Annotated in this window: 13 protein-coding genes; 1 reads left to right on the forward strand and 12 read right to left on the reverse strand. The window is 71.2% G+C overall.

All coding sequences use genetic code 11. The annotated features are described in order from the left end of the window. Positions 1 to 5: 5 nt before the first annotated feature. From nuoK to Ae717Ps2_RS23720, 12 genes are all read right to left on the reverse strand, one after another. On the reverse strand, positions 6 to 305 hold the full coding sequence (gene nuoK / locus Ae717Ps2_RS23665; RefSeq protein ID WP_060710483.1) for an NADH-quinone oxidoreductase subunit NuoK: 300 nt from the start codon (positions 303 to 305) through the stop codon (positions 6 to 8). After that, entirely contained in the window at positions 302 to 1,156 is an 855-nt protein-coding gene (locus Ae717Ps2_RS23670) for an NADH-quinone oxidoreductase subunit J (protein WP_075310040.1), read from the reverse strand. The genes nuoK and Ae717Ps2_RS23670 overlap by 4 nt, the downstream gene beginning before the upstream one ends. Then, a complete protein-coding gene (nuoI, locus tag Ae717Ps2_RS23675) occupies positions 1,153 to 1,707 on the reverse strand; it encodes an NADH-quinone oxidoreductase subunit NuoI (RefSeq protein ID WP_075310038.1) in 555 nt (184 codons plus the stop codon). Before nuoI ends, Ae717Ps2_RS23670 begins: the two co-directional genes overlap by 4 nt. Then, positions 1,708 to 2,952, reverse strand: coding sequence for an NADH-quinone oxidoreductase subunit NuoH (gene nuoH, locus Ae717Ps2_RS23680; protein WP_043277392.1), 1,245 nt, complete (start codon positions 2,950 to 2,952; stop codon positions 1,708 to 1,710). A gap of 35 nt (positions 2,953 to 2,987) precedes the next feature. Further along, positions 2,988 to 5,423: an NADH-quinone oxidoreductase subunit G gene (locus tag Ae717Ps2_RS23685; protein WP_075310036.1), complete on the reverse strand. Its 2,436-nt coding sequence runs from the start codon at positions 5,421 to 5,423 to the stop codon at positions 2,988 to 2,990. Continuing rightward, on the reverse strand, positions 5,420 to 6,769 hold the full coding sequence (nuoF, locus tag Ae717Ps2_RS23690) for an NADH-quinone oxidoreductase subunit NuoF (protein ID WP_020628047.1): 1,350 nt from the start codon (positions 6,767 to 6,769) through the stop codon (positions 5,420 to 5,422). The genes Ae717Ps2_RS23685 and nuoF overlap by 4 nt, the downstream gene beginning before the upstream one ends. 4 nt (positions 6,770 to 6,773) lie before the next feature. Beyond that, positions 6,774 to 7,541 carry an NADH-quinone oxidoreductase subunit NuoE gene (gene nuoE / locus Ae717Ps2_RS23695; protein ID WP_020628046.1) on the reverse strand — a complete coding sequence of 256 codons (768 nt, stop codon included), beginning with the start codon at positions 7,539 to 7,541 and terminating at the stop codon, positions 6,774 to 6,776. Further along, positions 7,538 to 8,884: an NADH-quinone oxidoreductase subunit D gene (locus Ae717Ps2_RS23700; RefSeq protein ID WP_075334361.1), complete on the reverse strand. Its 1,347-nt coding sequence runs from the start codon at positions 8,882 to 8,884 to the stop codon at positions 7,538 to 7,540. The genes nuoE and Ae717Ps2_RS23700 overlap by 4 nt, the downstream gene beginning before the upstream one ends. Before the next feature lie 29 nt (positions 8,885 to 8,913). After that, positions 8,914 to 9,660: an NADH-quinone oxidoreductase subunit C gene (locus Ae717Ps2_RS23705; protein ID WP_233147804.1), complete on the reverse strand. Its 747-nt coding sequence runs from the start codon at positions 9,658 to 9,660 to the stop codon at positions 8,914 to 8,916. A 122-nt stretch (positions 9,661 to 9,782) separates the two neighbouring features. After that, a complete protein-coding gene (locus tag Ae717Ps2_RS23710; RefSeq protein ID WP_083695297.1) occupies positions 9,783 to 10,490 on the reverse strand; it encodes an NADH-quinone oxidoreductase subunit B family protein in 708 nt (235 codons plus the stop codon). 7 nt (positions 10,491 to 10,497) lie between these two features. Beyond that, positions 10,498 to 10,863 carry an NADH-quinone oxidoreductase subunit A gene (locus Ae717Ps2_RS23715; protein WP_020622119.1) on the reverse strand — a complete coding sequence of 122 codons (366 nt, stop codon included), beginning with the start codon at positions 10,861 to 10,863 and terminating at the stop codon, positions 10,498 to 10,500. Between the two features lie 862 nt (positions 10,864 to 11,725). Beyond that, positions 11,726 to 12,418 (reverse strand): demethylmenaquinone methyltransferase, encoded by a 693-nt coding sequence (locus tag Ae717Ps2_RS23720; RefSeq protein ID WP_075312763.1) that lies wholly within the window; start codon positions 12,416 to 12,418, stop codon positions 11,726 to 11,728. A gap of 125 nt (positions 12,419 to 12,543) precedes the next feature. Here Ae717Ps2_RS23720 and Ae717Ps2_RS23725 point away from each other — a divergent pair, with 125 nt between their 5' ends. Continuing rightward, entirely contained in the window at positions 12,544 to 13,386 is an 843-nt protein-coding gene (locus Ae717Ps2_RS23725) for an IS5 family transposase (protein ID WP_075329730.1), read from the forward strand. Positions 13,387 to 13,445: the final 59 nt, after the last annotated feature.

Genomic DNA, 13,445 nt, shown 5'->3' on the forward strand with positions numbered 1-13,445 from the left:
CGCTCCTAGTACTTCAAGAGGTTCGCGTCGTCCACCGACGACGACTGGCGGGTGCGGAAGATGGCCGTGATGATCGCGAGCCCGACGACGACCTCACAGGCCGCGACGACCATCACGAACAGGGCCATCACCTGGCCGTCGAGGTTGCCGTTGATGCGCGAGAACGTGACCAGGGTCAGGTTCACCGCGTTCAGCATGAGCTCGATGCACATGAACACGACCACGGCGTTGCGCCGCACCAGGACGCCGACGGCGCCGATGGTGAACAGCAGCGCCGAGAGCAGCAGGTAGTACTCGGGCCTCATCGGTGCTCCCCGGTGTCGGCGGCCTCACCGGAGGCGGCGGTCCGGTCGGGTGCGGGGCGGCCGGTCAGCGCGTGCGCGTCCGGGGTCGTCGTGTCCGGCACGTCGACCGCGACCGACTCGATGATCTCCGACAGCGACTCCGGGGCGATCGAGCCGTCGGGCAGGATCGCCGGGACCGCGACCGAGTTCGCCGTCGCGTAGACGCCGGGGCCGGGCAGCGGGGAGATGCGGGCGTGCTCGCCGCGCAGCCGTTTCAGCACCGTCGCGCGCTGGCCGATCTTGGTGTGCTGGCTGCTCTGCGAGCCGGACAGCACCATCGCGCCGAGCGCGGCGACCATCAGCAGGGCCGCGGTCAGCTCGAACGCCAGCAGGTAGTCGGTGAAGATCAGCCGGCCGAGGCCGGGGACGTTGCCGTTCCACCCGAGCCCGCCCTGCGCCAGCCCCGCGGGGGTGACGCTGGTCAGGCCGCGGGCCAGCCCGCCGACCAGGAGCGCGGCCAGCGCCACGCCGAACACCAGCGCCGCGGCCCGCTGCCCGCGCAGGACCTCGATCACCGAGTCCTTGGAGTCCCGTCCGACCAGCATGAGGACGAACAGGAACAGCATCATCACGGCGCCGGTGTAGACGATGATCTGCACGAACCCGAGGAACGGGGCGGACTGCACCAGGTACAGCACCGCGATCGAGAACATCGTCAGGACCAGCAGCAGCGCGGCGTGCACCGCGTGCCGGGCGAAGACCAGGCCGAGCGCACCGGCCAGCGCAACCGGTCCGAGGATCCAGAACGCGACCGCCTCGCCGGTGCTCACCTCCCCGGCCGCCTGGGCCAGGACCGCGGCGGCCGTGGTCATCGGGCCTGCTCCTTGGTCTGGTCCTGGGCGGCGGCCCCGGAAGGCGATGGCACAGCGAGCGTCGGGCCGGAGACGTAGTAGTCCTGCTCGTCCTCGCCGAGGCGCATGGGGTGCGGCGGCTGCTCCATGCCCGGCAGCAGCGGGGCCATCAGCTGCTCCTTGGTGTAGATGAGGTCCTGCCGGTTGTCGTCGGCCAGCTCGTAGAAGTTCGTCATCGTGAGCGAGCGCGTCGGGCAGGCCTCGATGCACAGGCCGCAGCCGATGCACCGCAGGTAGTTGATCTGGTAGATCGCGCCGTAGCGCTCACCCGGCGAGTACCGCGCCTCCTCGGTGTTGTCCCCGCCCTCGACGTAGATGGCGTCGGCCGGGCAGGCCCAGGCGCACAGCTCGCAGCCGACGCACTTCTCCAGCCCGTCCGGGTGCCGGTTGAGCTGGTGGCGCCCGTGGTAGCGCGGTGCCGCCGGCGGGAAGTCCTCGGGGTACTCCTCGGTGACGACCTTCTTGAACATCGTCGAGAAGGTGACGCCGAAACCCTTGAAGAAGTCGAACATCTAGCGCGCGTCCTTTCCGGCCGTGACGGCCTTCCGACGCTTCGGGGGTGAGTCGGGGACCACCAGGTCCAGCGGCGGGACGGGGTAGTCCGACGCCGGTTCGACCGGCGGTGCCTCGGTCTGCCGGTCGGGCAGCAGGAACGCCACCGCCAGCACGACGGCCAGCACGAAGCCGATCAGCGACAGCAGCAGCACGTAGTTGTCCGAGCCGGTGTTGACGAAGGCCCGGATGCCGAAGATCGCGACGATCCAGACCAGCATGACCGGGACCAGGACCTTCCAGCCCAGCTTCATGAACTGGTCGTAGCGGAACCGCGGCAGCGTCCCGCGCAGCCAGATGAACACGAACAGGAACAGCAGCACCTTGATGATGAAGGCGACGAACTGCATCCAGCCGTAGGCGTTGAGGAAGCTCAGCGGCCAGGGCCACATGCCGCCGCCGAGGAACAGCGTCACCGCCATCGCCGAGACGGTCACCATGTTCACGTACTCGGCGAGGAAGAACAGTGCGAACTTCAGCGACGAGTACTCGGTGTGGAACCCGCCGACCAGCTCCGACTCGGCCTCGGGGAGGTCGAACGGGGCCCGGTTGGTCTCGCCGACCATCGCGATCACGAAGACCACGAAGCTCGGCAGCAGCAGCCAGAAGTACCAGCCCGACGCCTGCGCCCCGACGATCGTCGCGGTGGACAGCGAGCCGGAGTAGAGGACGACGCCGACCACGGCCAGGCCCAGCGCGATCTCGTAGGAGATGACCTGGGCGGCCGAGCGCAGCGCGCCCAGCAGCGAGTACGGCGAGCCCGATGCCCAGCCGCCGAGCACGATGCCGTAGACGCCGATCGAGGAACAGGCCAGCACCACGAGCACGCCGACCGGGACGTCGACGAGCTGGAGCACCGTCGGCTCGCCGAAGATCGTGACCTCGCCGCCGAACGGGATCACCGAGAAGGCGACGAACGCGGGGATCGTCGAGATGACCGGGGCGATGAAGTAGACCTTCTTGTCGGCCATCGCCGGCATGATGTCTTCCTTGAACGCCAGCTTCAGACCGTCGGCGAGGCTCTGCAGCCAGCCGCCGGGGCCGGTCCGGTTCGGGCCCGGACGGTGCTGCATCCGGCCGACGACCTTGCGCTCCCAGTTGATCATGAACAGGGTCAGCACGACGCCGAGCGCGAACAGCCCGACGACCTTGATCAGGATCAGCCAGATCGGGTCGTCGGCGAGCAGCGCCTGGGTGTGCGTCAGCTGGTCCACCGGGGTGGGCGGCACCTGGGACAGGTTCACGACGCGCTTCCGTTCCCGGCCGGACCGACCGTCACGAGGTCACCGTGGCCCACCCCGAGCGTGGGGCGGACGTGCGAGCCGGGCGAGCAGGCCGGCAGCCAGACGACGCCGTCGGGCAGGTCGGTCAGCGCGACCGGCAGGGTGATCGCCCCGTGGTCGGTGCGGACCGTCGCCTCGGCACCCTCGACCAGCGCGAGCCGCTCCGCGGTGGCCGCGTTGACCTTGACGTAGGGCCGCCGCGCCGTGCCGGCGAGCGCGGGCTCGTCGATCTGGAGGCTGCCGTCGTCGATCATCTGGCGGGAGGTGGCGAGGACCGCCTGGCCGTAGCCGGGACGCCGGGGCCGGCCCGCCGTGTGGTCCGGCGCGGCGGCGCCGGGGCGGCGCGAACCGAGCCGCTCCAGCTCCCCCGCCGCGGCGGCCGGGGTCTGGGTGAACAGGTCCGCGTCCATCTCGACGCCGAGGGTGTCGAGCACCCGGCAGTCCGGCAGCACGCCGGTCGCGTCCAGTGCGACGGCGAACTCGCGGCGGCGGCCCTCCCAGTTGACGTAGGCACCGGAGCGCTGGGCGTCCGGGGCGACCGGGAGGACGACGTCGGCGAGCTCGGTGACCGCCGAGGTGTGGATCTCCAGGCTGACCAGGAAACCGACCTCCCGCAGCGCGGTGATCGCCGCCGTCGGGTCGGCCATGTCCTGCGGGTCGACCCCGCCCACCACCAGGGCCGCGAGCGCCCCGCTCGCCGCGGCGGCGAGGATCGCGTCGCCGTCGCGGCCGGGCGTGGCCGGCACGGGGGCACCCCAGACCTGCTCCAGCTCGGCGCGGGCGGCGGCGTCGGTGACGAGCCGGCCGCCGGGCAGCAGGGTGGGCAGCGCGCCCGCCTCGACCGCACCGCGGTCCCCGGCCCGGCGCGGCAGCCAGCCGATCGCCGCGCCGGTGCGGGCGGCGAGCGCGGACACCGCCGAGTACAGGCCCGGCGACTCCGCGGCCCGGTCCCCGACCAGGATCACCGCACCCGGCTGCTCCAGCGCGGCGACGACGTCGGCGCCCGGGTCGGCGACGACCGCGGCCTCCGCGCCGGGCACCGCGTGCAGCACGGTGGCGCCGGTCTTCTCCGCGCCGTAGCTGGTGAACGGACCGACCTGGAAGTGACGCAGGCCCTTCTTCCGGTACGCCTTGCGCAGGCGGAGGAAGACGATGCCCGACTCCTCCTCCGGGTCGGTGCCGACGGTGAGCACGGCCGGGGCGTTCTCGATCGCGGTGAACGTGACCGAGTCCTCGGGCGTCCCACCGACGACGTGCGCGGCGAGGAACTCCAGCTCCTCGTCCGAGTGCGGCCGGGCACGGAAGTCGATGTCGTTGGTGCCGGCGACGACGCGGGCGAACTTGGCGTAGGCGTAGGCGTCCTCGACGGTCAGCCGTCCCCCGGGCAGGACGCCGATCCCACCGGCCGAGCGGGCCGCGAGCAGCCCCTCCGCGGCGACGGCCAGCGCCTCGGTCCAGGAGGCCTCGGTCAGGGTGCCGTCCGCGCGCCGGACCAGCGGCCGGGTGATGCGGCCCTGGCTACCGGTGTAGCGGAAGGCGAACCGGCCCTTGTCGCAGAGCCACTCCTCGTTGACCTCCGGGTCGTTGCCGGCGAGGCGGCGCAGCACGGTCCCGCGCCGGGAGTCGGTGCGCATCGAGCAGCCGGAGCTGCAGTGCTCGCAGGTCCCCGCGGTCGAGCGCAGGTCGAACGGGCGCGACCGGAACCGGTAGGCGGCACTGGTCAGCGCGCCGACCGGGCAGATCTGGATCGTGTTGCCCGAGAAGTAGGACTGGAACGGCTGGTCCTCGGCGATCCCGATCTGCTGCTTCGCCCCGCGCTCGAGCAGGTCGATGAACGGGTCGCCGGCGATCTCCTCGGAGAAGCGCGTGCAGCGCTGACAGAGCACGCAGCGCTCGCGGTCGAGCAGCACCTGGCTGGAGATCGGCAGCGGCTTCGGGAAGGTCCGCTTCTTCTCCACGAACCGCGAGTCCGCCCGACCGTGCGCCATCGCCTGGTTCTGCAGCGGGCACTCGCCGCCCTTGTCGCAGATCGGACAGTCCAGCGGGTGGTTGATGAGCAGCAGCTCCATCACACCCTGCTGCGCCTTGTCCGCCCGCTCGGAGGTGGCTTGCGTCTTCACCACCATCCCGTCGGCGACGGTCATGGTGCAGCTGGCCTGCGGCTTCGGCATCGGCCGGCCGCCCATCTCCACCTCGACCAGGCACTGGCGGCAGGCGCCGGCCGGATCGAGGAGCGGGTGGTCGCAGAACCGCGGGATCACGATGCCGAGGCGCTCGCAGGTGCGGATCAGCAGCTCGCCCTTGGGGGCGTCGACGACCTGGCCGTCGATGGTGAGGCGGACGTGGCCCTCGGGGACGGGTGTCTCCGTCGTCTTCTCGGGAGAGAGGGTCATGCGGTGGCTCCCGTGAGCTCGGCCAGCTGCTCCGGGCGGTCCACATCGGGCTGCTCCGCGATGAGGTCCAGGAACTCCTGGCGGAAGTACTTGATGGCGCTGGTGATGGGGCTCGTCGCGCCGTCGCCGAGGGCGCAGAAGGAGCGGCCGAGGATGTTGTCGCAGACGTCGAGCAGGGTGTCGATGTCGGTCGAGGTGCCCTCGCCACGCACCATCCGCTGCAGCACCTGGACCAGCCAGTAGGTGCCCTCGCGGCACGGGGTGCACTTGCCGCAACTCTCGTGCTTGTAGAACTCGGTCCACTTCATGACCGCCCACGGCACCGAGACGGTCTCGTTGAAGACCTGCACCGCGGTCGTCCCCAGCATGGAGCCGGCCTCGGCGGCGCCCTCGAAGTCCAGCGGGACGTCGAGGTGCTCGGCGGTGAACAGCGGTGTCGACGAGCCGCCCGGGGTCCAGAACTTCAGCGGGACCCCGTCCTTCATCCCGCCGGCGAGCTCGAGGAGCTCTCGCAGCGTGATGCCGAGCGGCGCCTCGTACTGGCCGGGCCGCTCGACGTGCCCGGAGACCGAGTAGATCTTCGGGCCGGGCGACTTCTCCCGGCCCATCGAGCGGAACCAGGCCGCGCCGCCGTTGACGATGGCGGGGACGCTGGCGATGGTCTCGACGTTGTTGACGACGGTCGGGCAGGCGTAGAGCCCGGCGGTCGCCGGGAACGGCGGCTTGAGCCGGGGCTGTCCGCGACGACCCTCGAGCGAGTCGAGCAGCGCCGTCTCCTCGCCGCAGATGTAGGCGCCCGCGCCGGCGTGCACCACGATCTCCAGGTCGAACCCGGAGCCGAGGATGTCGCGCCCGAGGTAGCCCTTCGCCTTCGCCTCGCGGACGGCGGCGCGCAGCCTGCGGATGCAGTGCAGCGCCTCGCCGCGGACGTAGATCGCGCAGAAGTTCGCGCGGATCGCGTAGCTGGTGACGATGCAGCCCTCGATGAGGGCGTGCGGGTCGGCCATCATCGTCGGGATGTCCTTGCAGGTACCCGGCTCGCCCTCGTCGGCGTTGATGACCAGGTACTTCGGCTTCGCGCCGGGCCCCTTGCCGCTGCCGTCGTCCTGCGGGATGAACCCCCACTTCATGCCGGTGGGGAACCCGGCACCGCCGCGGCCGCGCAGCCCGGAGTCCTTGACCAGCTGGATGAGCTGGTCGGGGTGGGCGGCGAACGCGGTCCGCAGGGAGGTGTAGCCCTCCAGCTGCTCGTAGGTGTCGATCGACCAGGACCGCGGCGACAGCCAGCGCCTGGTCAGGACGGGTGTGATCGGGTCCGGCTTGCGCACGGGCTCGGTGGTGCTCATGCGATCACTTCTTCTCCGGTAGCGCGGGCATCGCCGGCGGCTCGTCGGGCAGCGCCGGAGCGGTCCAGCCGTTCTCCTGGGCCATCCGGGCCCCGCGCACCGACTCGATCGCGCCGGACGGACCCTCGACACGGGCCGTCGTGTCGACGCCTCCGGCGTCGTCGGTGAAACCGGCCAGCTCCAGCTCGACGGTCCGCAGGTCGGTCAGCGGCGCGCCGCGGGTGGGCTGCGGGCGCTCACCGCGACGCAGTGCCTCGACGAGCTCCACAGCGGACTCGACGGTCTGGTTGTCGAAGTACTCGTAGTTGACCTGCAGCACCGGGGCGAGGTCGCAGGCCGCGAGGCACTCGGCGTGCTCGAGGGTGATCGATCCGGTGGTGCCGGGCTCCCCCGCGGTCTCCTCGTGGCCCAGCGGGCGGTCCTCGGTGCCCAGCTGCGTGCGCAGGCGGGCGTAGATGTCGTCGCCGCCCAGCGCCGCGCACAGGGTGTTGGTGCAGACGCTGACCAGGTGCTCGCCGCAGGGGGAGCGCTTGTACATCGTGTAGAACGTCGCGACCGCGGACACCTCGGCCGTGGTGAGCCCGAGGGCCTCGGCGCAGTAGCGGACGCCGTCCGGGCTGACGTAGCCCTCGACCGACTGCACCAGGTGCAGCAGCGGTAGCAGCGCCGACCGGGACTCCGGGTAGAGGGAGATGATCTCCGCCGTGCGCTGCCGGGTCAGCTCGTCGAAGACCGGCGAGACCGGGCTCTTCTCCTGCGGGGGGACCGTCATCGGTCGCAACCTCCCATCACGGGGTCGATCGAGGCGACGGCCGCGATGACGTCGGCGACCTGGCCGCCCTCGCTCATCGCGGGCATCGTCTGCAGGTTCACGAAGCTGGGGTCGCGGACGTGGATGCGGACCGGGCGGGTGCCGCCGTCGGACACCGCGTGCACCGCGAGCTCGCCGCGCGGGGACTCGACGGCCGCGTAGGCCTGCCCCGGCGGGACGTGGAACCCCTCGGTGACCAGCTTGAAGTGGTGGATCAACGACTCCATCGACTGACCCATGATCTTGCGGACGTGCTCGAGGGTGTTGCCCATGCCGTCGCTGCCGATCGACAGCTGCGCGGGCCAGGCGACCTTCGGGTCGTCGACCATGACGCGGCCCGGCCCCAGCTCGTCGAGCTTGGTCACCGCCTGCTCCATGATCTTGAGCGACTCGTGGATCTCGGCGACGCGCATCCGGTAGCGGGCGAAGCAGTCGGCCTCGATGGCCGTCGGGACCTCGAAGTCGTACTGGTCGTACACCGAGTACGGCATGTGCTTGCGCAGGTCCCAGGCGAGCCCGGCCGAACGCAGGATCGGGCCGGACGCGCCGAGGGCCAGACAGCCGTCGACGGGCAGATAGCCCACGCCCTCCAGGCGCTGGCGCCAGATCGGCTGCCCGGTGAGCAGCCGGTCGTAGTCGGGCAGCCGGGAGTTCATGACCTTCAGGAAGTCGCGGACCTTGTCCTGCCAGCCCTCGGGCATGTCCTGGGCCAGCCCGCCGGGCCGGATGAACGCGTGGTTCATCCGCAGGCCGGTGAGGAACTCCAGCAGGTGGAGCACCTCCTCGCGCTCCCGGAAGCCGGAGGTCATACCGGTCAGCGCGCCCAGCTCCATGCCGCCGGTGGCCAGCGCGACGAGGTGCGAGCCGATCCGGTTCAGCTCCCAGAGCAGCACCCGCAGGTGCTCGGCCCGCTGCGGGACCTCGACGCCCAGCAGCTTCTCGACGGCCATGCAGTAGGCGCCCTCGTTGAACAGCGGGGACAGGTAGTCCGCGCGGGTCACGAAGGTGACGCCCTGGGTCCAGGTCCGGTACTCGCAGTTCTTCTCGATACCGGTGTGCAGGTAGCCGATGACCGCGCGGCCCTGGGTGACGGTCTCGCCCTCCAGCTCCAGGACCAGGCGCAGCACCCCGTGCGTCGACGGGTGCTGCGGGCCCATGTTGATGACGATCCGGTCGTCGTGCTCGACCTCGAGCAGGTCGTCCCAGTCGCCGCCGGTGACGGTGTAGACCGTGCCCTCGGTGGTCTCCCGGACGGGCGCGGCGTACGGGTCGGTGCCCGTGGTGGGGTCCGCGTCGGTGCCGATGCTCGTTCCGCGTGCGCTGCTCTCGGTGGTCACGAGTAGGCCCTCCGCTCGTCGGGCGGGGGGATCTCCGCGCCCTTGTACTCCACGGGGATGCCGCCCAGCGGGTAGCTCTTGCGCTGGGGGTGGCCGTCCCAGTCGTCCGGCATGAGGATCCGGGTCAGCGCGGGGTGGCCGTCGAAGACGACGCCGTACATGTCCCAGGTCTCGCGCTCGTGCCAGTCGGCCGTCGGGTAGACGTCGACGACGCTGGACACGGTGGGCGGGTTCGCAGCGTCTCCGATGTCGAGGGCGACCTCCAGGCGCACCCGGCGCCGGTAGGTCATCGACAGCAGGTGGTAGACGACGTGCAGCGGTCGGTCGACCGGCGCACCGTCCGGCGCCGAGTAGTCCACACCGGACACCCCGGAGCAGAACTCGAAGCGCAGGCCCGGGTCGTCGCGCAGGGTGCGGGCGACCTCGTGCAGCCGGGCGGGCTCGACGTAGAGGGTCATCTCGTCGCGGTCGATCGTGACCTGCTCGATCGCCGAACGCGGGATGCTGCGTTCGTCGAGGGCCGCGCCGAGCTCGTCGGCGAACTCGTCGAACCAGCCGCCGAAGGGCCGCTCGGCCGGTGCCGGGGCCCAGCCGGGCAGGCGCAGTCCGCCGTAGCCGGAGGTGTCGCCGGAGCCGCGGACGCCGAACATGCCCGAGCGCGTGCGGGTCTCGGTCATCTTCTGGGCGGGGCGGGCCCCGCCCAGCGCGTCGGACGGGGTGGCCGCGTCCTCGGGGCCGGCCAGGTCGCCGGGGGCCTCGCCGCCCGCCGCCCGCTGCTGCTCGGCCGCGGCGCCGCTCTCCTGCGACGACGAGTGCGCGCCGCCGGTGGGCTCGGTCCCGTCCTTGGAGGTGCCGGTCGGCTCGGTCACGTCGCGTCACCTCCGCGGGCGGCGTCGGCCAGCGACGGCAGCTCCATGGTCTCCCCCGGCGCGAGCGCGTTCGGGGCCGGCTTGGGCTGCGAGCCCGGCTCCAGGTAGTTCGGGACGTCGGGGGTGTGCGTGGTCTTCAGCGCGCCGAGCCGCTTGTGCTTCGGCGCGTACTTGACCGACGACGGCACCATCGGCGTCCGGTACCCGGACTCGGCGAGCTCGGCGGCCCGCTTCGGGCCGAGCGGCTCGTCCATGATCTTGGCGTGGATCTTGAGGATCGCGTCGATCAGCATCTCCGGCCGCGGCGGACAGCCGGGCAGGTACATGTCGACCGGCACGACGTGGTCCACGCCCTGGACGATCGCGTAGTTGTTGAACATGCCGCCGGAGCTGGCGCAGACGCCCATGGCCAGGACCCAGCGCGGCTCGGGCATCTGGTCGTAGATCTGGCGCAGGACCGGCGCCATCTTGTTGCTCACCCGGCCCGCGACGATCATCAGGTCCGCCTGGCGCGGCGAGGCCCGGAAGACCTCCATGCCGAAGCGGGCGAGGTCGTAGCGCGGGGCGCCGGTGGTCATCATCTCGATGGCGCAGCAGGCCAGGCCGAACGTGGCGGGCCAGAGCGACGACTTCCGGGTCCAGTTGACCAGCTTCTCGACATTGGTCAGCAGGACGCCGCTGGGCAGGTTCTCCTCGAGTCCCATGACGGCCTCAGCTCCACTCGAGCCCGCCGCGACGCCACTCATAGGCGTACGCGAAGGCGATCGTGGCGATGTAGAGCGTGATGGCCACGAACCCGAAGACGCCGACCGCATCGGCGACGACGGCGTACGGGTACATGAACACCAGCTCGATGTCGAACAGGATGAACAGCATCGCCGTGAGGTAGTAGGCGACCGGCACCCGACCGCCACCGACGACCGGCTGCGGCGAGGGCTCGATACCGCACTCGTAGGAGTCCAGCTTGGCCCGGTTGAACCGGCGCGGACCGATCAGCGGCGCGGACGCGACCGAGAACAGCGCGAAGCCCGCCGCCAACACGAACAGCAGGACGAGCGGGAGATAGGGATCGAGCATTCCTACACCTTCGTTGTCGCGGCGCCACCGTCGTTGGTGGTGATCGACGAGCCGGTCGCGGCGACCCTATGTCCGGCCCCCTGTGACCAAGAACCCAGGCGAGCCTTACCTGGCACGGGGTGCAGGTCACATGTGATCCGCATCCGTGCAGGTCGGCGCGCTGCGGGCCGCGTGACCCCCACCACCCTTGTGAAAAAGTTCACGAACTGCGCGAGCAGTGTAGGACGGTGCCGCGGTGATCGCGTGGGCGGATCGGGCGATGCTCGGGGAGTCCTTGCGGCGCAACGGGGCTCGACACGGTGTCACCGGGTGGTGACGATCGGTCCGCCCGGCCCGACAAGCCCCGGGGCGCCCCGCCGCGGCCCGGACCCGGACCCGGCCCCGGCCCCGGCCCCGGCCCCGACGCCCTACTACCGCGGTATTCGCTTACCCGGTAAGCGAATACCGGTCCCCTCCCCTGCCGGGTTCCTCGTCGCGGCTCCTCGTCGGGAGGGCGGATCGAGCACGTCCGTCCCACGAGGTCCAGGGGAGATCCGGGGGGCGCGATTCCGTGACGCGGCGCGGTGGAGAGTCGGCCTACCTCGGACCGGGCCCTGGAGCCAAGGGAGTGTCGGGAGAACTCGCTTACCTGGTAAGCGAATCCGTAGGTCCCGGTCCTCAGAACCCGGCGTCCAGGGGGGATCCCAGCTCCAGGGGCCGGCCTGCAGAGGGCCGGCCTGCAGAGGGCGGGACGGCAGAGCGCGGGACGGCAGAGCGCGGGACGGCGAGGCGGAGCGGGAACGGCGCGGCGGGGCGGGGCGGGGCGAGACGGGGCGAAACGGCGGGGCGGGGCGGGGCGAAACGGCGGGCAGGACCGGCGGGGTCAGGCCGGCTTGTACGCCCGGTGCAGCGCGACGGCTCCGAAGGTCAGGTTCCGCCAGGCGGGGCGCTCCCAGCCTGCGTCGGCGATCTTGGCGGCGAGCGAGGGCTGGTCGGGCCAGTCCCGGATCGACTCGGCCAGGTACAGGTAGGCCTCGGGGTTCGACGAGACCGTCCGGGCGATCGCCGGGAGGGCGTGACCGAGGACCGCGTTCTGGTAGAGCACGCGGAAGGGGGCCCAGGTCGGCGTCGAGAACTCGCAGACGACCAGGCGGCCTCCGGGGCGGGTCACGCGGGCCATCTCGTGCAGGCCGGCGACGGTGTCGTTCACGTTGCGCAGGCCGAAAGAGATGGTCACGGCGTCGAAGCTGCCGTCGGCGAAGGGCAGGTGCAGCGCGTCGGCGGCGGCCTTCGGGACGTCCCGGCGGGCACCGGCCCGCAGCATGCCGAGGGAGAAGTCCGCGGCGACGCACCAGGCACCGTCCTTCGCCAGCTCGACGGTCGAGACCGCGGTGCCCGCGGCGAGGTCGAGGACCTTCTCTCCCGGGCGGAGCCCGAGGGCACGGCGGGTCTGGATCCGCCAGTAGCGGTCCTGGCCGCCCGACAGCGCGGTGTTGGTCAGGTCGTAGCGCCGGGCGACGCCGTCGAACATGCGGGCGACGTCGGTCGGGTTCTTGTCGAGCTCGGCGCGGGACACGGACACAGCTTAGAGGTCGCGCGGATTGATCACAGCTGGGTCGCGGCCGGGTGTCGATGGTGAGGGGCGGGCACGGGCCTGTCGATCATGAAGTTGTTGACTCTTCGTGATCGTCTGGAGGCCGCGTGCCCGCCCTGCCATCATGGTTGACCGAGCCGTTGTGGGACCAGTTCGCCGCGCTGCTGCCGCCCCGGGTCGAGTTCGATCCCACTCATCCGTGGGGCTGTCACCGCCGCCGGATCGCGGATCGGGTCGTGTTCGACAAGCTCCTGCAGGTGCTGCGGTTCGGCTGCCCGTATCAGGGCGTCTCCGACAGCACCTGCTCGGCGACCACCATCCGCGATCGCCGTGACGAGTGGATCCGGCTCGGGGTCTTCGCCCAGCTACGCCGGATCGCCCTGGACGCCTACGACCGCATCGTCGGCCTGTTGCTTGACGACGTTGCCGTCGACGGCGCCATCACCAAGGCCCCCGGCGGCGGTGAGGTCGCCGGACCGTCACCGGTTGACCGGCGTAAACAGGGCATGAAGCGATCGGTGCTCGTCGAGGGCCATGGCATCCCACTGGGCCGGGTCCTGGCCGGGGCACACCGCCACGACTCCCCGCTACTGGGCCCCACTCTCGACCACCTCGACGCTCTCGGCCCGCTGCCCGACGACATCACCGTGCACCTCGACGCCGGCTATGACTCCGGTAAGACCCGCGACACACTCACCGAACGGGGCCTGCACAGCGAGATCGCGCGCAAGGGCGAGAAAGCACCGATCCAGGCCACCCAACGCTGGCACATCGAGCGCACCAACGCCTGGCACAACAGCTTCAACCGGCTGCAGCGCTGCTACGAACGCCGCGAAACCGTCGTCGACGCGTTCTTCGACCTCGCCGACACCATCATCACACTCCGTAGCCTGATCCGGCAGGCCTGGACCACGCACCGCTGGGACAGCCGACCACACCGCCGCCCATGATCATCCATCAATCCGCGCGACCTCTAAGAACGATCAGGCTGAGAACGATCAGGCCGCGA

The sequence above is a fragment of the Pseudonocardia sp. Ae717_Ps2 genome (assembly GCF_001932475.1).
Taxonomy (GTDB): domain Bacteria; phylum Actinomycetota; class Actinomycetes; order Mycobacteriales; family Pseudonocardiaceae; genus Pseudonocardia.